Source organism: Streptomyces viridiviolaceus, assembly GCF_014650995.1.
GTDB lineage: Bacteria > Actinomycetota > Actinomycetes > Streptomycetales > Streptomycetaceae > Streptomyces > Streptomyces viridiviolaceus.
Map to the genome: position 1 here is coordinate 1 of NZ_BMWA01000023.1, position 22,495 is coordinate 22,495.

At 70.5% G+C, this 22,495-nt stretch carries 21 protein-coding genes and 1 tRNA gene; 8 read left to right on the forward strand and 14 right to left on the reverse strand.

Annotated elements, in window-relative coordinates:
* Nucleotides 1-448: 448 nt before the first annotated feature.
* Together IE260_RS29205 and IE260_RS29210 are read right to left on the reverse strand one after the other, a co-directional pair.
* Nucleotides 449-754: a hypothetical protein gene (locus IE260_RS29205; protein ID WP_189877231.1), complete on the reverse strand. Its 306-nt coding sequence runs from the start codon at nucleotides 752-754 to the stop codon at nucleotides 449-451.
* A gap of 21 nt (nucleotides 755-775) precedes the next feature.
* A complete protein-coding gene (locus IE260_RS29210; RefSeq protein WP_189877233.1) occupies nucleotides 776-2,464 on the reverse strand; it encodes a sodium:solute symporter family protein in 1,689 nt (562 codons plus the stop codon).
* A 178-nt stretch (nucleotides 2,465-2,642) separates the two neighbouring features.
* On the opposite strand from IE260_RS29210, the gene galT reads away from it, so the two are divergent.
* Genes galT through galK form a run of 3 tightly spaced genes read left to right on the forward strand, consistent with a single transcriptional unit; the run spans nucleotide 2,643 to nucleotide 5,855 of the window.
* Nucleotides 2,643-3,704 (forward strand): galactose-1-phosphate uridylyltransferase, encoded by a 1,062-nt coding sequence (galT, locus tag IE260_RS29215; RefSeq protein WP_189877236.1) that lies wholly within the window; start codon nucleotides 2,643-2,645, stop codon nucleotides 3,702-3,704.
* Nucleotides 3,701-4,663, forward strand: coding sequence for a UDP-glucose 4-epimerase GalE (gene galE / locus IE260_RS29220; RefSeq protein ID WP_189877238.1), 963 nt, complete (start codon nucleotides 3,701-3,703; stop codon nucleotides 4,661-4,663). The genes galT and galE overlap by 4 nt, the downstream gene beginning before the upstream one ends.
* A gap of 28 nt (nucleotides 4,664-4,691) precedes the next feature.
* Nucleotides 4,692-5,855, forward strand: coding sequence for a galactokinase (gene galK, locus IE260_RS29225; protein WP_189877240.1), 1,164 nt, complete (start codon nucleotides 4,692-4,694; stop codon nucleotides 5,853-5,855).
* Nucleotides 5,856-5,877: 22 nt separating this feature from the next.
* Here galK and IE260_RS29230 read toward each other — a convergent pair whose 3' ends face one another.
* Nucleotides 5,878-6,333, reverse strand: a complete 456-nt coding sequence (locus IE260_RS29230; RefSeq protein WP_189877242.1) for a GNAT family N-acetyltransferase — start codon at nucleotides 6,331-6,333, stop codon at nucleotides 5,878-5,880.
* A 298-nt stretch (nucleotides 6,334-6,631) separates the two neighbouring features.
* Between IE260_RS29230 and IE260_RS29235 the strand changes: the two genes are divergently transcribed.
* Nucleotides 6,632-7,405 (forward strand): LuxR C-terminal-related transcriptional regulator, encoded by a 774-nt coding sequence (locus IE260_RS29235; RefSeq protein WP_189877244.1) that lies wholly within the window; start codon nucleotides 6,632-6,634, stop codon nucleotides 7,403-7,405.
* A 58-nt stretch (nucleotides 7,406-7,463) separates the two neighbouring features.
* Here the strand turns inward: IE260_RS29235 and tamR are convergent, their stop codons facing one another.
* A complete protein-coding gene (gene tamR / locus IE260_RS29240) occupies nucleotides 7,464-7,961 on the reverse strand; it encodes a MarR family transcriptional regulator TamR (RefSeq protein WP_189877245.1) in 498 nt (165 codons plus the stop codon).
* A 127-nt stretch (nucleotides 7,962-8,088) separates the two neighbouring features.
* Between tamR and IE260_RS29245 the strand changes: the two genes are divergently transcribed.
* On the forward strand, nucleotides 8,089-8,904 hold the full coding sequence (locus tag IE260_RS29245; protein ID WP_189877247.1) for a trans-aconitate 2-methyltransferase: 816 nt from the start codon (nucleotides 8,089-8,091) through the stop codon (nucleotides 8,902-8,904).
* 24 nt (nucleotides 8,905-8,928) lie between these two features.
* On the opposite strand, the gene IE260_RS29250 is transcribed toward IE260_RS29245, so the two are convergent.
* Complete coding sequence (locus tag IE260_RS29250; RefSeq protein WP_189877249.1) at nucleotides 8,929-9,603, reverse strand: TetR/AcrR family transcriptional regulator; 675 nt, start codon at nucleotides 9,601-9,603, stop codon at nucleotides 8,929-8,931.
* Nucleotides 9,600-10,610 carry an acyl-CoA desaturase gene (locus IE260_RS29255; RefSeq protein WP_189877251.1) on the reverse strand — a complete coding sequence of 337 codons (1,011 nt, stop codon included), beginning with the start codon at nucleotides 10,608-10,610 and terminating at the stop codon, nucleotides 9,600-9,602. The genes IE260_RS29250 and IE260_RS29255 overlap by 4 nt, the downstream gene beginning before the upstream one ends.
* A gap of 290 nt (nucleotides 10,611-10,900) precedes the next feature.
* On the opposite strand from IE260_RS29255, the gene ppc reads away from it, so the two are divergent.
* Nucleotides 10,901-13,636, forward strand: a complete 2,736-nt coding sequence (ppc, locus tag IE260_RS29260) for a phosphoenolpyruvate carboxylase (protein WP_189877252.1) — start codon at nucleotides 10,901-10,903, stop codon at nucleotides 13,634-13,636.
* 77 nt (nucleotides 13,637-13,713) lie between these two features.
* Here the strand turns inward: ppc and IE260_RS29265 are convergent, their stop codons facing one another.
* The 6 genes from IE260_RS29265 to IE260_RS29290 form a co-directional block, all read right to left on the reverse strand.
* Entirely contained in the window at nucleotides 13,714-14,226 is a 513-nt protein-coding gene (locus IE260_RS29265; protein WP_189877254.1) for a hypothetical protein, read from the reverse strand.
* A 42-nt stretch (nucleotides 14,227-14,268) separates the two neighbouring features.
* Nucleotides 14,269-14,871 carry an aminoacyl-tRNA hydrolase gene (gene pth, locus IE260_RS29270; RefSeq protein WP_189877256.1) on the reverse strand — a complete coding sequence of 201 codons (603 nt, stop codon included), beginning with the start codon at nucleotides 14,869-14,871 and terminating at the stop codon, nucleotides 14,269-14,271.
* 81 nt (nucleotides 14,872-14,952) lie between these two features.
* Nucleotides 14,953-15,549, reverse strand: a complete 597-nt coding sequence (locus IE260_RS29275) for a 50S ribosomal protein L25/general stress protein Ctc (RefSeq protein ID WP_189877258.1) — start codon at nucleotides 15,547-15,549, stop codon at nucleotides 14,953-14,955.
* Between the two features lie 204 nt (nucleotides 15,550-15,753).
* Complete coding sequence (locus IE260_RS29280) at nucleotides 15,754-16,728, reverse strand: ribose-phosphate diphosphokinase (protein WP_189877260.1); 975 nt, start codon at nucleotides 16,726-16,728, stop codon at nucleotides 15,754-15,756.
* Nucleotides 16,729-16,862: 134 nt separating this feature from the next.
* A complete protein-coding gene (gene glmU / locus IE260_RS29285) occupies nucleotides 16,863-18,311 on the reverse strand; it encodes a bifunctional UDP-N-acetylglucosamine diphosphorylase/glucosamine-1-phosphate N-acetyltransferase GlmU (protein WP_189877262.1) in 1,449 nt (482 codons plus the stop codon).
* A 123-nt stretch (nucleotides 18,312-18,434) separates the two neighbouring features.
* Nucleotides 18,435-18,506: transfer RNA gene (locus tag IE260_RS29290), tRNA-Gln, on the reverse strand.
* A 310-nt stretch (nucleotides 18,507-18,816) separates the two neighbouring features.
* On the opposite strand from IE260_RS29290, the gene IE260_RS29295 reads away from it, so the two are divergent.
* Entirely contained in the window at nucleotides 18,817-20,127 is a 1,311-nt protein-coding gene (locus IE260_RS29295) for a sensor histidine kinase (protein WP_189877264.1), read from the forward strand.
* Nucleotides 20,128-20,147: 20 nt separating this feature from the next.
* On the opposite strand, the gene IE260_RS29300 is transcribed toward IE260_RS29295, so the two are convergent.
* Nucleotides 20,148-20,642, reverse strand: a complete 495-nt coding sequence (locus tag IE260_RS29300) for an SUKH-3 domain-containing protein (RefSeq protein WP_189877266.1) — start codon at nucleotides 20,640-20,642, stop codon at nucleotides 20,148-20,150.
* A 40-nt stretch (nucleotides 20,643-20,682) separates the two neighbouring features.
* Nucleotides 20,683-21,213: a YwqJ-related putative deaminase gene (locus IE260_RS29305; RefSeq protein ID WP_189877268.1), complete on the reverse strand. Its 531-nt coding sequence runs from the start codon at nucleotides 21,211-21,213 to the stop codon at nucleotides 20,683-20,685.
* Nucleotides 21,214-21,501: 288 nt separating this feature from the next.
* On the opposite strand from IE260_RS29305, the gene IE260_RS29310 reads away from it, so the two are divergent.
* Nucleotides 21,502-22,491, forward strand: a complete 990-nt coding sequence (locus IE260_RS29310; protein WP_189877270.1) for an SMI1/KNR4 family protein — start codon at nucleotides 21,502-21,504, stop codon at nucleotides 22,489-22,491.
* Nucleotides 22,492-22,495 lie beyond the last annotated feature (4 nt).

Here is a 22,495-nt window from a genome sequence, read left to right on the forward strand (position 1 = left end):
GTGGGTGACCGGCTCGCCCGGCGTTGACGCGCCAACCGCTGCGGGCGGACACCCCCCGGCACGTCCCCTTCTCGCCGTACGCGACTGCGGGTCCGTCGCGGTGCCCGCGGAGCGCCGCGCCGTCCAACCACGGGCAGTCGCAGCCGTCCAACCGCTGCGGGCGGACACCCCCCGGCACGTCCCCTTCTCGCCGTACGCGCCTGCCGCGCCGCCGCGGGCAGCTGCGCCGTCGTCACCGCGCGGGCGCGCCGCCGCCTTCCCGCGTAACCGCGGGCAGTCGTGCCTCCCCCAGTGCCTGGACGGCCTGGGAGGTACCCCAGGGGCGGCACGGGTGGGTGCGGCGGCAACCCGCAAGCGCCGGGCCGCGCGACGCACCCCCGGCCCGCACCCACGCCGGGCACCGGGTGAACGCCGGACGAGCGGCACTCGCCGACGCCGGTCAGGTCACCTACCCGGCGTCACTCCCCGGCCCTTCCCCCGGAGGGACCGTCGGCCGGAGTTTCAGCCACGCCAGGAAGAACAACCCCAGCAGCAGCATCCCCAGCCCGGTCCACAGGTTGATGTTCACCCCCTGCGCCTTGTCGATGTCGTCGTCGGACGCCGTGAAGCCGGCGATCGTCACGATGACGCCGTAGATCACGAACAGCCCACCGATGATCCGCCGGATGTCGAACAGGCGTGCGGCCGTGGTGGACTTGGTCTCCAGCTCGGAGACCTCCCGCTGGACGTCCTTCTCGGAGTATGAATCGGACATGTTCTCTCAATCCTCCCGCGATCAGAACGAGAACGGGATGTAGCAGATGGCGGCCAGCACGATGGCTCCCCAGCCCAGCAGCGCCGGCTTGCGGTACCACGCGTCGTCGCCCGCGGCGGGCGGCTCGGCCATGCCGGGGGAGCGGGTGCCGTAGACCAGGCCCTGGAGTTCGTCGGCCGGCTTCGGCTTGGTGAACAGGGACACGGCGACCATGACCACCGCGCCGGCCACGAAGCCCGCGATCGCCGAGACGAAGTTGGCGCCCTGGTCGGAGGGGATGTCGATGAGGCCCTGCTTGTAGATGACGAAGTAGTTGACCATCGCGGCGGTGGTGCCCGCGAACAGACCCCAGAAGCCGGACTTCATGGACGCGCGCTTCCAGAACATGCCGATGATGAAGACCACGAACATCGGCACGTTGAAGAAGGAGAACAGCGTCTGGAGGTAGGCCATGATGTTCGAGAAGGACGCCGCCAGGAACGCCGTTCCGATGGAGGCGAGGACGCCGATCGCGGTGATCAGGCGGCCGAAGCGGACGTAGTAGGAGTCCTCGCGGTCCTTCACCACGTACTTCGCCCAGATGTCGGTGGTGAAGACCGTGTTGAAGGAGGAGACGTTCGCCGCCATGCCCGCCATGAAGGCCGCCAGCAGACCCGTCACCGCGATGCCGAGCACGCCGTTGGGCAGCAGTTGCTGCATCAGGTACGGGATCGCGTCGTTGTACTGGAGGTCCGAGCCGGGCGTGCCGATCTTCGGTACGAGGACGGCGGCGACCAGCCCCGGGATCATCACCAGGAAGACGATGAAGATCTTCGGGAACGCGGCGATCAGCGGGGTGCGCTGGGCCGCCGAGAGGTTCTTCGCCGACAGGGCGCGCTGCACCTCGGCGAAGTTGGTCGTCCAGTAGCCGAAGGACAGGACGAAGCCGAGGCCGAGGACGATGGTCAGCCAGTTGGCGCCGAGCGGGTTGTCGTTGCCGATGCCGGTGCCGCCCCACGAGGTCATGAAGTCGGCGCCGTGCGACCGGGTGAGGGAGTCGGACAGGCCGTCCCAGCCGCCGACCTTCTTCAGGCCCAGGACGGTGATCGGGATGAGGGCCGCCAGGATCACGAAGAACTGCAGGACCTCGTTGTAGATCGCGGAGGACAGGCCGCCGAGGGTGATGTAGGCCAGGACGAAGAAGCCGGCGACCACGATGGCCACCCACTCCGGCCAGCCGAGGAGGGCCTCGACGACGATCGCGAGCGCGTAGAGGTTCACCCCGGCGATCAGGATGGCGGCGAAGGCGAACAGGACCGAACTGAGGAGGTGTGCCGCCTTGTCGAACCGGAGGAGCAGGAACTCCGGGACCGAGCGGACCTTCGAGCCGTAGTAGAACGGCATCATCACCAGGCCGAGGAAGACCATCGCGGGGATGGCGCCGATCCAGTACCAGTGGGTCGTGTAGACGCCGTACTGCGCGCTGTTGGCGGCCATGCCCAGGATCTCGGTGGCGCCCAGGTTGGCGGCGATGAACGCCAGACCGGTGACCCAGGCGGGCAGGGAGCGGCCGGACAGGAAGAAGTCCAGGCTGGTCTTGACCGAACGGCGGGCGGCGAAGCCGATGCCCAGGACGACGACGAAGTAGATCCCGAGGATCGTGTAGTCGAGCCAGTTGGTGGGGAGTCGGAGCTCCGCGGCCAGGTAGGTGGGGGGTGTGGGGGTCTGCATAAGCACTCGCTTCGTTGCGCGAACTGATCCGGAGCGGAACCTACGCCTCCGCGTTCAGGAATTGAACACTTTTGGTGATGTTCTTTGTTTGATTGTGATGAGCCCCGGGCTGGTCGTTTGTGAAGTGTTATGTTTGATTGTGTTGAGTGATTGGGTGCGGGTGTAGAGGAGTGCGGCAGTGAAGAAGACCTCGACCCGGCTGGCCGACGGTCGCGAGCTCGTCTACTACGACCTGAGCGACGCCACCGTGCGGGACGCCGTGGACCGCCGGCCGCTGGAGCGGACCGTCACCACCTCCGAGATCCGCCGTGACCCCCTGCTCGGCGACTCGGTCGCCGTCGCCTCCCACCGCCAGGGCCGCACCTACCACCCGCCCGCGGACGAGTGCCCCCTGTGCCCCTCCCGGGGCGAGCGGCTGAGCGAGATCCCGGACTCGTCGTACGACGTGGTCGTCTTCGAGAACCGCTTCCCCTCGCTGGCCGGCGACTCCGGCCGCTGCGAGGTCGTCTGCTTCACCTCCGACCACACCGCCTCCTTCGCCGACCTGAGCGAGGAGCAGGCCCGCCTCGTCCTGGACGCCTGGACGGACCGCACCGCGGAGCTGTCGCATCTGCCCTCCGTTGAACAGGTGTTCTGCTTCGAGAACCGCGGCCCCGAGATCGGCGTGACGCTCGGTCATCCGCACGGGCAGATCTACGCCTACCCCTTCACCACTCCCCGCACCGCGCTGATGCTGCGCCAAGTGGCCGCACACAAAGAGGCGATCGGCGGGGAGAACCTGTTCGACGCCGTCCTGCAGCGGGAACTGGCCGGCGAGCGGGTCGTCCTGGAGGGTGAACACTGGGCCGCCTTCGTGCCCTACGCCGCCCACTGGCCGTACGAGGTGCACCTCTACCCCAAGCGGCGCGTGCCCGACCTGCTCGGCCTCGACGAGGCGGCACGCACAGAGTTCCCCAAGGTCTACCTGGAACTCTTGAAGCGCTTCGACCGGATCTTCGGTGAGAACGAGCCGGCGACGCCGTACATCGCGGCCTGGCACCAGGCCCCGTTCGGCTCGCTGGAGGACTTCGACGGTGTCACCCGTGACGACTTCGCGCTTCACCTCGAGCTTTTCACCATCCGCCGTACGTCCGGCAAGCTGAAGTTCCTCGCGGGTTCCGAATCCGGCATGAACGTGTTCATCAACGACGTGCCGCCGGAGCGCGCGGCCGAGCGACTGCGAGAGGTAGCGAGTTCATGAGTGGGAAGTACCTGGTCACCGGGGGCGCGGGCTACGTCGGCAGCGTCGTGGCCCAGCACCTGCTGGAGGCCGGCCACGAGGTCGTCGTCCTGGACAACCTCTCGACGGGCTTCCGCGAGGGGGTGCCGGCCGGTGCTTCCTTCATCGAGGGCGACATCCGCGATGCCGCCAAATGGCTGGACTCCTCGTACGACGGGGTACTGCACTTCGCGGCCTTCTCGCAGGTCGGCGAGTCGGTCGTGAAGCCCGAGAAGTACTGGGACAACAACGTCGGCGGCACCATGGCGCTGCTGGAGGCCATGCGCACGGCGGGCGTGCGCAGGCTGGTGTTCTCCTCCACGGCGGCGACCTACGGGGAGCCCGAGGAGGTGCCGATCGTCGAGTCGGCCCCGACCGCCCCGACCAACCCCTACGGCGCCTCCAAGCTCGCCGTCGACCACATGATCAGCGGCGAGGCGGCGGCCCACGGGCTGGGGGCCGTGTCCCTGCGGTACTTCAACGTGGCGGGCGCCTACGGGGAGTACGGCGAGCGGCACGACCCGGAGTCCCACCTGATCCCGCTGGTGCTCCAGGTCGCGCAGGGCAGGCGGGACGCGATCTCGGTCTTCGGCGACGACTACCCGACCCCGGACGGCACCTGCGTCCGCGACTACATCCACGTCGCCGACCTGGCCGAGGCCCACCTGCTGGCCCTGGACGCGGCGGCCCCGGGCGAGCACCTGATCTGCAACCTGGGCAACGGCAACGGCTTCTCGGTCCGCGAGGTCGTCGAGACGGTCCGCCGGGTCACCGGCCACCCGATCCCGGAAGTGGTCGCCCCGCGCCGGGGCGGCGACCCGGCGGTCCTGGTGGCATCCGCCGACACCGCCCGCGAGAAGCTGGGCTGGAACCCGTCCCGCGCGGACCTCGCGGGGATCGTCGCGGACGCGTGGCAGTTCGCGCAGAACCGCGCGAAGTAGAACATACGGAAGAGTCAGGGGTCAGGGCATGAGCGAGGCTGTCGCAGGGGCTGTCGCCGAGCGGTTCACGCAGTTGTACGGGGCCGAGCCGGAAGGCGTGTGGGCGGCGCCGGGGCGGGTGAACCTCATCGGCGAACACACCGACTACAACGACGGCTTCGTCATGCCGTTCGCCCTGCCGCACACCGCGGTCGCCGCGGTCTCCCGGCGCGAGGACGGCGTACTGCGCCTGCACTCCGCGGACATCGACGCCGGCGTCGTGGAACTGCGCGTGGCGGACCTGGCCCCCGAGTCGGACAAGAACTGGACGGCGTACCCGTCGGGCGTTGTCTGGGCGCTGCGCGAGGCCGGCCACGAGGTGACCGGCGCGGACATCCACCTCGCCTCGACGGTCCCGTCGGGCGCCGGTCTGTCGTCGTCGGCGGCCCTGGAGGTCGTGATCGCCCTGGCGCTGAACGACCTCTACGCCCTGGGACTGCGAGGCTGGCAGCTGGCCCGGCTGTGCCAGCGCGCCGAGAACGTCTACGTCGGCGCACCCGTCGGCATCATGGACCAGACCGCCGCGGCCTGCTGCGAGGCGGGCCACGCCCTGTTCCTGGACACCCGCGACCTGTCCCAGCGTCAGATCCCCTTCGACCTCGCGGCCGAGGGCATGCGGCTGCTGGTCGTCGACACCCAGGTCAAGCACTCCCACAGCGAGGGCGAGTACGGCAAGCGGCGCGCGGGCTGCGAGAAGGGCGCGGCGCTGCTGGGCGTGGACGCCCTGCGGGACGTCCCGTACGCCGAACTCGACGCGGCGCTGGAGAGGCTGGGCGACGAGGAGGAGGTGCGCCGCCTGGTCCGCCACGTCGTCACGGAGGACGAGCGCGTCGAGAGGGTCGTCGCCCTGCTGGAGTCGGGCGACACCCGCGCGATCGGCCCGGTGCTGGCCGAGGGCCACGCCTCCCTGCGGGACGACTTCCGCATCTCCTGCCCGGAGCTGGACCTGGTCGTGGACACGGCCCTGGCCTCCGGCGCCCTGGGCGCCCGGATGACGGGCGGCGGTTTCGGCGGGTCGGCGATCGTGCTGACGGAGGCCGCGGACGTCGATGCGGTCACCAAGGCGGTGGAGGAGGCGTTCGCGGCGGCCGGCTTCACGGCGCCCCGGGTGTTCGAAGCGGTGCCTTCGGCGGGGGCGCGGCGGATCCGGTGAGTGCCGGGGTGGGGGACGGCCCTCACCCCAGTCGCTTCACCAGCGTGTACTCCGTGATCCCCGGCGGGTAGTCGGGGATCACGCACACCACCTCGTACCCCCGCCCGGTGTAGAAGCCCGGCGCCTGGAAGTCCCACGTCTCCACGCGGGCCGCCGCGCAGCCGCGCTCCTCCCGGGCGGTGCGCTCCGCCGCGGTGAGCAGGCGGGTGCCCAGTCCCGTGCCCCGGTGGCGGTCGTCCACCCACAGGTACGTCACGTGCAGCCAGGTCGCCCAGGTGTGGCCGACGAGACCGCCGGCCAGGCCGCCCTCCCCGTCCACGGCCCACACGTGCAACGGGAATTCGCGTTCGTGAGGGGTGCCGCGCAGGGAGCGGAGGACGGGGGAGGCCGCGGTGTTCGTCTCCCGCAGCCGGGTGCGCAGCAGATCACGCCGTGCCTTGTCTACTTCTGTCACAAGACGAAACATGCGGCTCACCATAAACGCGGCGGAGCGCCAGTTCTGCAAATAACCTTCCGCTCCCGGCGCCCGGCCGTACCCTGATGGACAGCACCGGTGGGGGCCGGTGCCGATCAGGGGGCGAGACAGCCGGGTACGGCGCCCGGGGCGGGGGTAGCGGTTACTGCACGGCGGCGGCCGTGCGGCCGCGGCGACCCGTCCCCGGACATCGGGTCGAGAGCTGGATACGGGGGCTTCGGGCGTCGTACCCGCGCCGGTGTCGTCTTCCGACGTTGGGTGATCCCCTGCTCCTGCCGAGGGGCCTGGGGAAGGGGGTTTCGTGGTTCGCATCCGTGTCCTGGTCGTCGACGACCATCGCATCTTCGCCGAGTCGCTCGCCGCGGCCCTGGCCGCCGAGCCCGACGTCGACGTCTCCGCGGCCGGCAGCGGCCCGGCGGCGCTGCGCTGCCTGGAGCGCGCCGCGTCCGAGGGGCGGCGGTACGACGTGCTGCTCGTCGACGCCGACCTGGGCGGCAGCGCGCCCGGGGTGCGTGCCGCCGTGCCCGTGCGGGACGGCACCGAGGACGGCCTCGTGGACGGGATCTCGCTGGTCGCGGGCGTGCGGTCGGCACAGCCCGGGGTGCGGATCGTCGTCCTCGCCGAGAAGGACGATCCCCGGCGGGCGGCCCTGGCCCTGCAGGCCGGTGCCTCCGGGTGGGTGGCCAAGGACTGCTCCCTGTCCCGGCTCCTCAACGTCATCCGGGGAGTCCTGCGCGACGAGACGCATCTGCCGCCCGCCCTGCTCACCGCGGTCCTGCGCGAACTGACCGCGGCCCGCAAGCACCGCACCGAGAGCGAACGGCTGGTGGAGTCGCTGACCCCGCGCGAGCGTGAGGTGCTGCGCTGCATGGTCGCCGGGCTGGGGCGCAAGGCCGTCGCCGAACGGCTGTATCTGTCGCCGCACACGGTGCGGACCCACATGCAGAACGTCCTGGGGAAGCTGGGTGTGCACTCCACCCTCGCCGCCGTGGCGCTGGCCCGGCGGGCCGGGGTGGGACCCGTCGACCTGGGGCCTCCCGGGCGGATCGGGCCGGAGGAGAGCAACAGCGCCTGAGCGGCGCGGAACTCGGGTGCGGGCCCCGCGTCCGCGGCCCGAGCCGCCCGGGAGGCCCTCAGCCGGGGATGTTGTCGAACGGGGCGGTCAGCTGGCGCAGCAGCGCCGCCAGTTCGCTGCGCTGGGCACGGGAGAGTTCGGCGAGGATCGCCCGCTCCTGGGCCAGCAGGCCGGCCAGGGCCTGGTCGGCGCGGTCCCGGCCCTCGTCCGTCAGCCGGACCAGTACGCCTCTGCGGTCGCTGGGGTCGGGCAGACGTTCCACCAGGCCCTTCTTCGCCAGGCGGTCGATGCGGTTGGTCATCGTGCCCGAGGTGACCAGGGTCTGGGTGAGCAGCTGTCCCGGTGAGAGCTGGTAGGGGGTGCCCGCGCGGCGCAGCGCCGTCAGAACGTCGAACTCCCAGGGCTCCAGCTGGTGCTCGGAGAAGGCGAGCCGGCGTGCGCGGTCCAGGTGCCGGGCGAGTCTGCTCACCCGGCTGAGCACCTCGAGCGGTTCCACGTCGAGGTCCGGGCGCTCCCGGCGCCACGCTGCGACCAGCCGATCGACCTCGTCCTCCATGACGATCAGTGTAGTGGTTGTGTCGACGTGAAGTCTCTTGATGTCAACTTTCTTGACGTCGAGAGATATGTGGGGTGACGCTGGATGCTCGGTACCCGCCCGTACGGCCACTTCCCCGGGAGACTCCATGTCCGCCACCGCACCCGCCTGGGACCCCGCGCAGTACCTGCGTCACGCCGGCCACCGCGCCCGCCCCTTCACCGACCTCCTCGCCCGCGTCCCCGACCTGCCCGGCGAACCGCCCCGCGTCGCCGACCTCGGCTGCGGCCCCGGCAACGTCACCACCCTGCTCGCCGGCCGCTGGCCCACCGCCCGCATCACCGGCTACGACAACTCCGCCCAGATGCTCGAACGGGCCCGGCAGCACGCCAGCCCCACCCCCGGCGGCGGGCGCCTCGACTTCGCCCACGCCGACGTCCGGACCTGGACGCCCGACGAGCCGTACGGCCTGATCATCAGCAACGCCACCCTCCAGTGGGTGCCCGGGCACGTCGAGCTCTTCGCCGGCTGGATCGCCGCACTCGCCCCCGGCGGCACCCTCGCCTTCCAGGTGCCCGGCAACTTCGACGCCCCCAGTCACCGCCTGATGCGCGAACTCGCCCACTCCCCGCGCTGGCGCTCCCGTCTCGCCGACACCCTGCGCCACGACGACGCCGTCCTCACCCCCGGGGCCTACCTGGCACACCTGACCGCCGCCGGCTGCACCGCCGACGTCTGGGAGACGACGTACGTACACCTGCTCACCGGCGAGGACCCGGTGCTGGACTGGGTCAAGGGGACCGGGCTGCGGCCCGTGCTCACCGCGCTCGACGACGACCCGGAGGCCAGGGACGCCTTCGTCGGCGAGTACCGGGCCGCCCTGCGCGCCGCCTATCCCGCCGGACCGCAGGGCACGCCGTTCCCCTTCCGCCGCGTCTTCGCGGTGGCCCGCACGAGCGGGTGACCCGCGGGGCCGGGAGCCGTGCCCTCAGCTCTTGCGGTGCCCGATCAGCCGAGGCTTCTGCTCCAGCCCGTCCAGGCCGTGCCACGCCAGGTTCACCAGGTGCGCCGCCACCTCCGCCTTCTTCGGGCGGCGCACGTCCAGCCACCACTGCCCCGTCAGCGCCACCATGCCGACCAGCGCCTGCGCGTACAGGGGGGCCAGCTTCGCGTCGAAGCCGCGGTTCTTGAACTCGCGGCCCAGGATGTCCTCCACCTGCGTGGCGATGTCGGAGATCAGCGAGGCGAAGGAACCGGTCGACTGGGGGATGGGGGAGTCACGGACGAGGATGCGGAAACCGTCCGTGTACTCCTCGATGTAGTCCAGCAGGGCGAACGCCGCCTGCTCGCACAGCTCGCGGGGGTGGCCGGCGGTCAGGGAGCTGGTCACCATGTCCAGCAGCCGCCGCATCTCGCGGTCCACCACCACCGCGTACAGCCCCTCCTTGCCCCCGAAGTGCTCGTACACCACCGGCTTGGACACCCCGGCCTTCGCCGCGATCTCCTCCACCGACGTGCCCTCGAATCCCTTCGCGGCGAAGAGGGTGCGACCGATCTCCAGCAGCTGCTGGCGGCGCTCGGCACCGGTCATCCGGGTGCGGCGCGCACGCCGCGGCTTGTCGTTGCTGGGGGTGCTGGAGTCGGTCGCCACAGCGACCATCATGCCGCCTCGGCGGTTTCCTTCCGGCGCCGGGAGCCGCCTTCCCCCGTGTTGCGACGGGAATCGATACGCGAGCGTGACGGCCACCGCACGTCGTACGCCCAGCCGAGCTGCTCGAACCAGCGGATCAGCCGGGCCGAGGAGTCCAGCTGGCCGCGCATCACACCGTGCCGCGCCGACGTCGGGTCGGCGTGGTGCAGGTTGTGCCAGGACTCGCCGCAGGACAGGATCGCCAGCCACCACACGTTGCCCGAACGGTCACGCGACTTGAACGGGCGCTTGCCGACCGCGTGGCAGATCGAGTTGATCGACCACGTCACGTGGTGCAGCAGCGCGACCCGGACGAGAGAACCCCAGAAGAACGCGGTGAACGCGCCCCACCAGGACATCGTCACCAGACCGCCGATCACCGGCGGCAGGGCGAGGGACACGACCGTCCACAGGACGAACTGGCGGGAGATCGTGCGCATCGTCCGGTCCTTGATCAGGTCCGGCGCGTACTTCTCCTGCGGGGTCTGCTCCTCGTCGAACATCCAGCCGATGTGGGCCCACCACAGCCCCTTCATCAGGGCCGGGACCGTCTCGCCGTAGCGCCACGGCGAGTGCGGGTCGCCCTCGTCGTCGGAGAACTTGTGGTGCTTGCGGTGGTCGGCGACCCAGCGGACCAGCGGCCCCTCGACGGCCATCGACCCGGCGATCGCCAGCGCGATCTTCAGCGGCCGCTTCGCCTTGAAGGAACCGTGGGTGAAGTGACGGTGGAAACCGATGGTGATGCCGTGGCAGCCCAGGAAGTAGAAGAAGACCAGCAGGCCGAGATCGAGCCAGCTCACGCCCCACCCCCACGCCAGCGGCACCGCCGCCACCAGCGCGAGGAACGGAACGGTGATGAACAGCAGCAGCGTGATCTGCTCGATCGAGCGCTTCTGCTCACCGCCCAGCGTCGCGGAGAGAAGAGGAGCGTCGTCGGGCGCCTTCGGAGCGTCAGGAATCACATCGGAACTCGTGGTCATGCGCGTCCCCTGTGGGGTCGAGGGTTGTGTCCGGTGCCGGGCCTGGGAACCACGCACACTTTCCTACGGTTCCGTAACCTACGGCGACGTAAGTATGGCAGCGCGTCGCCCCGCGGCAAGAGCCCGAGAACCTGCGCGTCCCGGCCGACACCTATCCTGGAGTCGGTCGGACAGCGCGGTCCGCTCTGTTTTCTTCCCGGACGTCCGGCCCGGTAAGCGGCACCCGCCGCGCGAGACGGCCGTCCGGGTTCCCTCCCAGACGAGCTTCAACACTGCAAGGAGCCGCACCTGTGAGCAGTGCCGACGACCAGAGCACCACGACGACCAGCAGCGAGCTGCGTGCCGACATCCGCCGGCTGGGTGATCTCCTCGGGGAGACCCTCGTCCGGCAGGAGGGCCCCGAGCTGCTGGAACTCGTCGAGAGGGTGCGCCGACTCACCCGCGAGGACGGTGAGGCCGCCGCCGAGCTGCTGCGCGGCACCGAACTGCAGACCGCGGCCAAGCTGGTGCGCGCCTTCTCCACCTACTTCCACCTCGCCAACGTCACCGAGCAGGTCCACCGCGGCCGCGAACTGCGCGCCCGGCGCGCCGCCGAAGGCGGACTGCTCGCCCGTACGGCGGACCGCCTGAAGGACGCCGACCCCGAGCACCTGCGCGAAACGGTCCGCAACCTCAACGTGCGCCCCGTCTTCACCGCGCACCCCACGGAGGCCGCGCGCCGCTCCGTGCTCAACAAGCTGCGCCGCATCGCCGCCCTCCTCGACACGCCGGTCATCGAGTCCGACCGGCGCCGCCTCGACACCCGCCTCGCCGAGAACATCGACCTCGTCTGGCAGACCGACGAACTGCGCGTCGTCCGCCCCGAGCCCGCCGACGAGGCCCGCAACGCCATCTACTACCTCGACGAACTGCACGCGGGCGCGGTCGGCGACGTCCTGGAGGACCTGACCGCCGAACTCGAGCGCGCCGGCGTCAGGCTCCCCGACGACACCCGCCCCCTCACCTTCGGCACCTGGATCGGCGGCGACCGCGACGGCAACCCCAACGTCACCCCCCAGGTCACCTGGGACATCCTCATCCTCCAGCACGAACACGGCATCAACGACGCCCTGGAGATGATCGACGAGCTCCGCAGCTTCCTGTCCAACTCCATCCGCTACACCGGCGCCACCGAGGAACTCCTCACCTCCCTCCAGGCCGACCTCGACCGGCTGCCCGAGATCAGCCCCCGCTACAAGCGCCTCAACGCCGAGGAGCCCTACCGCCTCAAGGCCACCTGCATCCGGCAGAAGCTGGAGAACACCAAGCAGCGCCTCGCCAAGGGCACCCCCCACGAGGACGGCCGCGACTACCTCGGCACCGCGGAACTCCTCGCCGACCTGCGAATCCTGCAGACCTCCCTGCGCGCCCACCGCGGCGGCCTCTTCGCCGACGGCCGCCTCGCCCGCACCATCCGCACCCTGGCCGCCTTCGGCCTGCAGCTGGCCACCATGGACGTCCGCGAGCACGCCGACGCCCACCACCACGCCCTCGGCCAGCTCTTCGACCGGCTCGGCGAGGAATCCTGGTGCTACGCCGACATGCCCCGCGAGTACCGCGCCAAGCTCCTCGCCAAGGAGCTGCGGTCCCGCCGCCCCCTCGCGCCGACCCCGGCGCCCGTGGACGCCGCCGGAGCGAAGACCCTCGGGGTCTTCCAGACCGTCCGCCGCGCCCTGGAGGTCTTCGGACCCGAGGTCATCGAGTCCTACATCATCTCCATGTGCCAGGGCGCCGACGACGTCTTCGCCGCCACCGTCCTCGCCCGCGAGGCCGGCCTCATCGACCTGCACGCCGGCTGGGCGAAGATCGGCATCGTGCCGCTGCTGGAGACGACGGACGAGCTGAAGGCCGCGGACACGATCCTCGAAGACCTGCTCTCCGACCCGTCCTACCGGCGCCTGGTCGCCCTGCGCGGCGACGTCCAGGAGGTCATGCTCGGTTACTCCGACTCCTCCAAGTTCGGCGGCATCACCACCAGCCAGTGGGAGATCCACCGCGCCCAGCGCCGCCTGCGCGACGTCGCCCACCGCTACGGCGTACGCCTGCGCCTCTTCCACGGCCGCGGCGGCACCGTCGGCCGCGGCGGCGGCCCCTCGCACGACGCGATCCTCGCCCAGCCCTGGGGCACCCTGGAGGGCGAGATCAAGGTGACCGAGCAGGGCGAGGTCATCTCCGACAAGTACCTCATCCCCTCCCTGGCCAGGGAGAACCTGGAACTGACGGTCGCCGCCACGCTCCAGGCGTCCGCCCTGCACACCGCCCCCCGCCAGTCCGACGAGGCCCTCGCCCGCTGGGACGCCGCGATGGACGTCGTCTCCGACGCCGCCCACGCCGCCTACCGCGAACTCGTCGAGGACCCCGACCTGCCGACGTACTTCCTGGCCTCCACGCCGGTCGACCAGCTCGCCGACCTGCACCTGGGCTCGCGGCCCTCCCGCCGCCCCGGCTCGGGCGTCTCGCTCGACGGCCTGCGCGCCATCCCCTGGGTCTTCGGCTGGACCCAGTCCCGGCAGATCGTCCCCGGCTGGTACGGCGTCGGTTCCGGACTGAAGGCACTGCGCGAAGCCGGCCTGGACACCGTCCTGGAAGAGATGCACCAGCAGTGGCACTTCTTCCGCAACTTCATCTCCAACGTCGAGATGACCCTCGCCAAGACCGACCTGCGCATCGCCCAGCACTACGTCGACACCCTCGTTCCGGACGAACTCAAGCACGTCTTCGACCGGATCAAGGCCGAGCACGAACTCACCGTCGCCGAGGTCCTGAAGGTCACCGGCGAGACCGAACTGCTCGACGCCGACCCCGTCCTGAAGCAGACCTTCGCCATCCGCGACGCCTACCTCGACCCGATCTCCTACCTCCAGGTCGCCCTCCTCGGCCGCCAGCGCGAAGCCGCCGCCGCCGGCGAGGAAGTCGACCCGCTGCTCGCCAGGGCCCTGCTGCTCACCGTCAACGGCGTCGCCGCCGGACTGCGCAACACCGGCTGACCCCGCCCGCACGGACACGACGGTGCCCCCGCGCTCACCACGAGCACGGGGGCACCCTCACGTTCCGGGCCCGGGAATCAGACCGCCACGAACGCCGCCGTCAGCAACGCCATCCCCGAACCGGCCAGCAGCCACCCGGCCCGCGTCCGCCGCAGTCCGCCCGCCACCACCACCGACGCCAGCAGCAACGCACCGCCCAGCGGCACCCACGCGTACAGCACACCCGCCGGACCGGACCGCACCACGTCATCGCTGCCGGGCTTCACCACCACCGTGTACGTCCGCCCCTTCGCCACGGCGACCGAATCCTCGATCACGACGCGCTCCCGCGCCTGCGACCCCGCCGAAACCGGCGTGTACGGACCGCTGCACCTGCCCTCGGCGCACCGCGTCACCTGCACCGTGCCGTGCTCCCGGCCCTTCGTCAGCATCACGTGCTGCGCCGTCCCCCACGACGCCCACACACCGGCGATCAGAATCAGCAGCGTGACGGTGCCCATCGCCGCGACCCGGCCGAACCGCAGCGCGGCGCGCGAGGCCTGACGGGGACGGGCAGCGGCAGCGGCTGAGGCAGGCATGGCCGGGATCATTGGCCATGCCTGCGCGCCCGGTCAACTCACGTGAGGGACAAGTCAGGAGTTGTACGAACTCTGCGCCCGCTCCAGCCCCTCGATCACCAGACACTCCACCGCATCCGCCGCCCGGTCCACGAAGTAGTCCAGCTCCTTGCGCTCCGCCGACGAGAAATCCCGGAGCACGAAATCCGCCACCGGCATCCGCCCCGGAGGCCGCCCGATCCCGAATCGCACCCGGTGGTAGTCCGACCCCAGCGCCTTCGTGATCGACTTCAGCCCGTTGTGCCCGTTGTCGCCGCCACCCGACTTCAGACGCAGCACCCCGTAGTCGATGTCCAGCTCGTCATGCACCGCCACGACGTTGCCGACCGGCACCTTGTAGAAGTCCCGCAGCGCCGTCACCGGCCCGCCCGACACATTCATGTACGACATCGGCTTCGCCAGCACCACCCGCCGGTTCCCCGGGCCCGGCGGGCCGATCCGGCCCTCGACCACCTGCGCCTGCGCCTTGCCGTGCCGCTTGAAGCGTGCCCCGATCCGCTCCGCCAGCAGATCCACCACCATGAAACCCACGTTGTGCCGGTTCATCGCGTACTCCGGCCCCGGATTGCCGAGACCCGCGATCAGCCACGGGGCACCCGCGTCCGTCGTCACGTCCATGTCTCCTTCATACGCGTCGGCCGCTGCCCCGCACGGGAACAGCGGCCGACGAAACGATGACCGGCAAGGTCAGCCGGAGGCTCAGGCCTCGGCAGCCTCTTCGCCCTCGGCGGCCTCGCCCTCCGGGGCCTCCTCGGCCTGCGCGGCCAGGACCTGGAGGACCACCGCGTCCTCCTCGACGGCCAGGGTCACGCCGTTCGGCAGCTTGACGTCCTTGGCGTGGATCGAGGCACCGGCCTCCAGACCCTCGACCGACACGGTCACCTGCTCCGGGATGTGCGTGGCCTCGGCCTCGACCGGCAGCGCGTCCAGCACGTGCTCCAGCAGGTAACCACCCGGGGCCAGCTCGCCCTCGGCGTGCACCGGAACCTCGACCTGGACCTTCTCGCCGCGCTTCACCAGCAGCAGGTCCACGTGCTCCAGGAAGCCCTTCAGCGGGTCGCGCTGCACGGCCTTCGGGATCGCCAGCTCGTTCGACTTGCCGTCGATGTCCAGCGAGATCAGCACGTTCGGCGTACGCAGCGCCAGCAGCAGCTCGTGGCCCGGGAACGTCAGGTGCAGCGGCTCCGAACCGTGCCCGTACAGAACACCCGGAACCTTGTTGTCACGACGGATACGACGCGCGGCACCCTTGCCGAACTCGCTGCGCGTCTCAGCGGCGATCTTCACCTCGGACATGATCACTCCTCGTAGAAACTGGGAACGGACGTGGTCACCCGGCCACGAACGGCCTGCTACGAAGAGCGCGTCGATTACGGACCGCCATACCCACCAACGAGTACGGCCTCCCTCGCCGAGCAACTGCAGCAGTCTACTCGGACAGGGAGGCCGCACCCAAAACGATCAGGGACGAGGCCCTGAAGAACGGTTACTGCACGACGCTCACTGCTCGTCGAACAGGCTCGTCACCGAACCGTCCTCGAACACCTCACGCACCGCACGCGCGATCGTCGGCGCGATCGACAGCACCGTGATCTTGTCCAGCTCCAGCTCGTTCGGCGTCGGCAGCGTGTTCGTGAACACGAACTCGCTCACCTTCGAGTTCTTCAGCCGGTCCGCCGCCGGACCCGACAGCACGCCGTGCGTCGCCGTCACGATGACGTCCTCCGCACCGTGCGCGAACAGCGCGTCCGCCGCGGCACAGATCGTGCCACCGGTGTCGATCATGTCGTCGACGAGGACGCAGATGCGCCCCTTCACGTCACCCACGACCTCGTGCACCGTGACCTGGTTCGCCACGTCCTTGTCGCGGCGCTTGTGCACGATCGCCAGCGGCGCGCCCAGACGGTCGCACCAGCGGTCCGCCACCCGCACCCGGCCGGCGTCCGGAGACACCACCGTCAGCTTCGAACGGTCCACCTTGGCACCCACGTAGTCCGCCAGCAGCGGCAGCGCGAAGAGGTGATCCACCGGCCCGTCGAAGAAACCCTGGATCTGGTCCGTGTGCAGATCCACGGCCAGAATGCGGTCCGCACCCGCCGTCTTCATCAGGTCCGCGATCAGACGCGCCGAGATGGGTTCACGTCCCCGGTGCTTCTTGTCCTGCCGCGCGTAACCGTAGAACGGCACGATGACCGTGATGGAGCGGGCCGACGCACGCTTCAACGCGTCGATCATGATCAGCTGCTCCATGATCCACTTGTTGATCGGAGCCGTGTGGCTCTGGATCAGGAAGCAGTCCGCACCACGCGCCGACTCCTGATAGCGCACATAGATCTCGCCATTGGCGAAGTCGAAGGCCTTCGTCGGGACGACCCCGACACCCAGCTCGTGGGCGACCTCCTCGGCAAGCTCGGGGTGGGCGCGGCCGGAGAAGAACATCATCTTCTTCTCGCCGGTCGTCTTGATCCCGGTCACAGCACTTTCTCCTCAGAGGTTTCGCAGCTGAGCGTCACAACGCTCTGCCCGGCTGGGTGCGGGAGGCGTCTCAGCTGGTGGGGTGCGGATGTGCACTTATCACGGTACGCCGTGTTCGACGCACCGGTTTCCGGTCAGCCTTCGCCGCCCGGCTCACCGGACGCATCCTCGGCCGCCTTCGCCGCCGCGCTGCCCGGCCGCTTGCGAGCGACCCAGCCCTCGATATTCCGCTGCTGACCACGGGCCACGGCCAGCGAGCCGGGCGGTACGTTCTTGGTGATCACCGAGCCGGCGGCGGTGTACGCACCGTCCCCGACCGTGACAGGCGCCACAAACATGTTGTCGGAACCCGTACGGCAGTGCGAACCGATGGTGGTGTGATGCTTGTCCTGCCCGTCGTAGTTCACGAACACGCTCGCGGCGCCGATGTTCGTGTGCTCACCGATCGTCGCGTCACCCACGTACGACAGGTGCGGCACCTTCGTGCCCTCGCCGATCGACGCGTTCTTCGTCTCGACGTACGTGCCGATCTTCGACTTCGGCCCCAGCCGCGTGCCGGGCCGGAGGTACGCGTACGGACCCACGCTCGCCTGCGGACCGACCACGGCCCCGACGGAGACCGTGTTGTCGACGCGCGCCCCGGCGCCCACCCGGGTGTCCGTGAGCCGGGAGTTCGGCCCGACCTCCGCCCCCTCGGCCAGATGCGTGGCCCCCTGGAGCTGCGTGCCCGGGTGGACCAGCACGTCCTGCTCGAAGGTCACGGTCACGTCGATCCACGTCGTCGCCGGGTCCACGACCGTCACGCCGGCCAGCATCGCCCGGGTCAGCAGCCGGTCGTTCAGGATCCGGCGGGCCTGCGCCAGCTGCACCCGGTTGTTGATCCCGGCGATCTCCCGGTGATCACCGGCCACGGAGGCACCCACCCGGTGCCCGGCCTCGCGGAGGATCCCGAGGACGTCGGTCAGGTACTCCTCGCCCTGGCTGTTGTCCGTCCGCACCTTGCCCAGCGCGTCCGCGAGCAGCTGCCCGTCGAAGGCGAAGACCCCGGAGTTGATCTCACGGATCGCCCGCTGGGAATCGCTCGCGTCCTTGTGCTCCACGATCGCCGTCACGGCACCCGAGGCCCCGTCCCGCACGATCCGGCCGTAACCGGTCGCGTCCGGCACCTCGGCCGTCAGCACGGTCACGGCGTTGCCGTCGGCGGAGTGGGTGGCGGCGAGGGCCTGCAGCGTCTCGGCGGTCAGCAGAGGGGTGTCCCCGCACACGACCACGACGGTCCCGTCGACGGAACCGCCCAGCTCCTCCAGGGCCATCCGGACGGCGTGCCCGGTGCCGTTCTGCTGCTCCTGCACGGCGGTACGGACGTCCGGGGCGACCTCGGCGAGGTGCGCGGTGACCTTCTCACGGGCGTGGCCGACGACCACGACCAGGTTCTCGGGGTCCAGCTCACCGGCGGCGGCGAGCACGTGGCCCACGAGGGACCGGCCGCACAGCTCGTGGAGGACCTTGGGTGTGGCCGACTTCATACGGGTGCCCTCACCCGCTGCGAGAACGACGACGGCTGCCGGGCGAATGGCGCTCACGGGATGCCCTTCGGCTTTGAGGGGTGGGGGTGGACATCCGCAGGATACCGGGGGGGTTTGTGGGGGGCATGAGTGCGGGCCCCGACCGGTGGTTCGCCGGTGAGGGCCCGAATGTGAGAAGAGCTCCCCTGCCAGGACTCGAACCTGGAACAAATCATCCAAAGTGACCCGTGTTGCCAATTACACCACAGGGGAGTGTAGGGCGGCCCAAAACAGACAATCCGTCAGTCCGTTGAGGTCGCGGCACCTACTATGCCGCACCACCAGCCCAGAATGCGACGGTACAAGTCCGCCCCCCGTGGGGCTCGGACGACGAGGCGGCCGCGGCAGGTGTTCGCGCGCGGGTCGTCCTCGGTTCGCGCACGCTTCGTCCGTTCCGGTGGTGGCCCGCCCGCCGGGCTCCGGTGCTGGTCGGGGACTGGTTCGCCTGTTCGAGGGATATCGCGTCGTATCGCTTGTCGAAAGTCACCGGAAATGCACCGTGCGCCGCCCGTAGGCTGGAGGCATGACCACGACGGGGGAAGACCACGTACCGGCCCGGGGTGGGCCTTGGTGGTGGGACAGGCGGCGCGGTGCGGTGCTCGATGTGAGCCTCGCTGTCGTGTCCGCGTTCGAGTGCGCGGCGGAGGGGGTTCCGTTCGCGCGGGATGCGGGGATCCCGTGGGCGGCGGGGGTCGTCTTCGGATTGCTGGCCGGTTCGGTGCTGGTGGTGCGGCGGAAGTGGCCGATCGCGGTCGTGCTGGTGGCGATCGCCATCACGCCGGCCCAGATGGGCTTCCTGATGGGCATCGTCGGCCTGTACACGCTGGCGGCGTCGGAGTTGCCGCGCCGGATCATCGGTTCGCTGGCCGGGATGTCGTTGCTGGGCACGTTCATCGTCATGTTCGTGCGGCTGCGGCAGGACATGGCGCGGGACGACCTGGACCTGGGGGACTGGTTCGTGCCGTTCGCGGCGATCACCACCTCGCTGGGGGTGACGGCTCCGCCGGTTCTGCTGGGGATGTACGTGGGGGCCCGGCGCCGGCTGATGGAGAGCCTGCGGGAGCGGGCGGACAGTCTGGAGCGGGAGCTCCAGTTGCTCGCGGAGCGGGCGGAGGAACGTGCCGAGTGGGCGCGTAACGAGGAGCGGACGCGGATCGCGCGGGAGATGCACGACGTGGTCGCGCACCGGGTGAGTCTGATGGTCGTGCATGCCGCCGCCCTTCAGGCCGTCGCGCGCAAGGATCCCGAGAAGGCCGTGAAGAACGCGGCGCTCGTGGGGGACATGGGCCGGCAGGCGCTGACCGAGTTGCGGGAGATGCTCGGAGTGCTGCGCAGTGCCGGGGAGAGCGGGCGTCGCGAGCGGGCGTCGGTGCCGTTGGCGGCCGTGGGGGTGGCGGCGGCCGCGGCGGCTTCGCGGGCCGCGGGGGACGACGGGCGGGCGGATGGTCCCTGTCTGTCGGAGCTGGACGAGCTGATCGGGCAGTCGGCGGCTGCGGGGATGGTCGTGGACCTGTCGGTGGAGGGAGAGGAACGGTCGTATGCGCGGGAGGTGGAGCAGACGGCGTTCCGGGTGGTGCAGGAGGCGTTGACGAACGTCCACAAGCATGCGGCGGGGGCGAAGACGTATGTGCGGCTCGCGCACCGTGTGTCGGAGATCGCGATGCAGGTGGAGAACGAGCCGCCTCCGGAGGCGGCGTCGTCGGCGCGGTTGCCCTCGGGGGGCAACGGCCTGGTGGGGATGAAGGAGCGGGTGAACGCTCTGGGGGGCGTGTTCGTGTCGGGGCCGACGGACGCGGGGGGTTTCCGGGTGTCGGCGGTGATTCCGGCCTCCTAGGTCAGTCCCGGCTGCGGGGCTCAGTGCACGGTGAGGCGGGTGGGCTGGGTGCCGGAGACCAGGGCGGCGAGGGCGTGGTCGATGTCGGGGCCGAGGTACCAGTCGCCGGTGTGGTCGAGGGCGTAGACGCGGCCTTCGGCGTCGATGGCGAGGAGTGCCTGGCTGTCGGTCTCGGTGCCGAGCGGGCAGACCTCGGTGTCGAGCGCGCGGCCGAGGTCGCCGAGGGTGCGGGCCATGTGGAGGCCGTGGAGCGGGTCGAGGTGGAGGGCGGCGGGGGCGATCTGGCGGCCGGGGCCGGTGGGGGCGATGTTCAGGCCGCCGAACTCGGCCCAGGCTTCCACGGCTGCGGGGAAGACGGTGTGGCGGTGTCCGGCGGGCGAGGTGTGTTCGCGCAGGGTGTCGGCCCAGACCTCGGCCTGTTTGATGTCCCAGCGTCCGGGTTGCCAGCCGGCGTCGCGCAGGGCGGCGTCGACGGGTACGGGGAAGCGGGTGGTGGAGGTGCGGTCGGCGTGCATCTGCCCTTGGTTCGTTTCGGTGGTGGTGGGTCGGTGGCCGTCAGTCGTCGGGGGTGGTGGGGTCGACGATGCGCACGCCGAAGTGGGCGCTGAGGGCGGTGCAGGCGCGGCAGGGGGTGGCGAAGCTGCCGTGGAGGGGGTCGCCGTCCTCGCGGATGCGGCGGGTGGTGAGTTTGGCGTTCTTGAGCGCCTTGCGGGCTTCGCCGTTGGTCATGGGCCTGCGGGAGGCGCGTTTGCTGCGGGCCGCGTCGGCGGTGGTGAGGTGCCGGGAGATGAGGATGGTCTCGGCGCAGCGGCCGGTGAAGCGGTCGCGTTGGCCGCTGGTGAGGGTGTCGAGGAAGTCCTGGACGAGGTGGTGCAGGGCGGGGGGTGCGTCGGCGCGGGTGGCGGTGCCGGTCAGCGTGGTGCCGCGGACGGAGAGGGCGGCGGCGACGGTGGGCAGTATGCCGTCGCGGCGGTGGCGGAGTGCGGGGGCGTGGGCGGTTTCGGCGGCGCTCCAGCCGATGCGCGGGTCGCCGGTCCGTGGGTCGCCGGAACCGCCGGGGCGTGGCCCGGTCTGCGTCGCACTCATGATCATCATCCCCTCCTGAGCATCCCCCCGAAGGTCACAGACTGCCAAATCCCGTGGCGGCTGGGGAAGCTGGGGCGAGGTGACACGCCCGGTCATGGGCGGTCCGTCACGGCGGGGTGACGGCTGGTCACGTAAGCGGAGGGACTGCCGACCGGTGCCCGGTGACCGGTGTCGTCGTACCGCATAGGCTGTCGGCACCGCGATTCCATGCGGTGATCCAGACAGCCAGACAGCCAGACAGTCGAGACGGACAGTCGAGACGGACAGACGCCGCAGGGGGCAACCGCCATGACGACAGGTCGGCTCGGGCAGCAAGCCGCGCCGCCGAACGCGGCCTACGCCGGGCAGGTAGTGCATTTCCCGGATCCGGTCAGGGCGGCCCGTCATCCCAGAGGGGTGCGGGTGGACGAGCGTGGTTACCCGGACTTCTCGCCCTATGCGCGGGCGGCCGCGGAGGTCGCGGAGCCGCCGGAGGGATTCGGTGTCGACGAGCTGCGGCTGACGGACTACGTGTCGGCGAACGCGGCGCTGTCGGCGTCGGGTCACGAGTTGTGGGACACGGTGCCGGCGGTGGCGACGCCGCACGGCTGGACGTGGCATCACGTGGCCGGTTCGCGCCGGATGGAGCTGGTGCCGGTCGAGGTGAAGGCGTTGCTGCGGCATCACGGCGGCATCGCGACGGCGGCGGTGGACCAGGCGAAGCGGGGCACGCGCCCGTTGCAGGAGACGCGTCCGGCGCATTTCGGGCTGCCGAAGTCGGGCGTGGCGGTGACGGAGCAGCAGGTGCAGGGGGTCGAGGAGGATCTCGGGTACCGGTTGCCGGGTGCCTACCGGTCGTTCCTGAAGGCGGCGGGTGGTTGTGCGCCGGTGGGGACGGCGCTGGACGCGGAGTTGGGATTGCTGGTCGACCAGCCGTTCTTCACGGTGCGTGAGGAGGCGGCGGTCAATGACCTGGTGTACGTCAACAAGTGTCTGCGGGACCATCTGACGAAGGACTTCCTGGGCGTCGCGTTCATCCAGGGCGGTCTGCTGGCCGTGAAGGTGAAGGGCGACCGGATCGGTTCGGTGTGGTTCTGCGCGTACGACGACGCGCGGGACGTGGATCCCTCGTGGCCGCCGGCGGAGCGGGTGGAGCGTCTGCTGGTGCCGTGCGGTGACGACTTCGACGCGTTTCTGTCGCGGCTGGCGGGGTCGCCGCCGGAGCTGGAGACCGTGGCGAACCTGATGGTGGACGGCGGTTTCGCGCGTGCGGTGCCCACGTCGTCGGTAGGGGAGTGAGCTG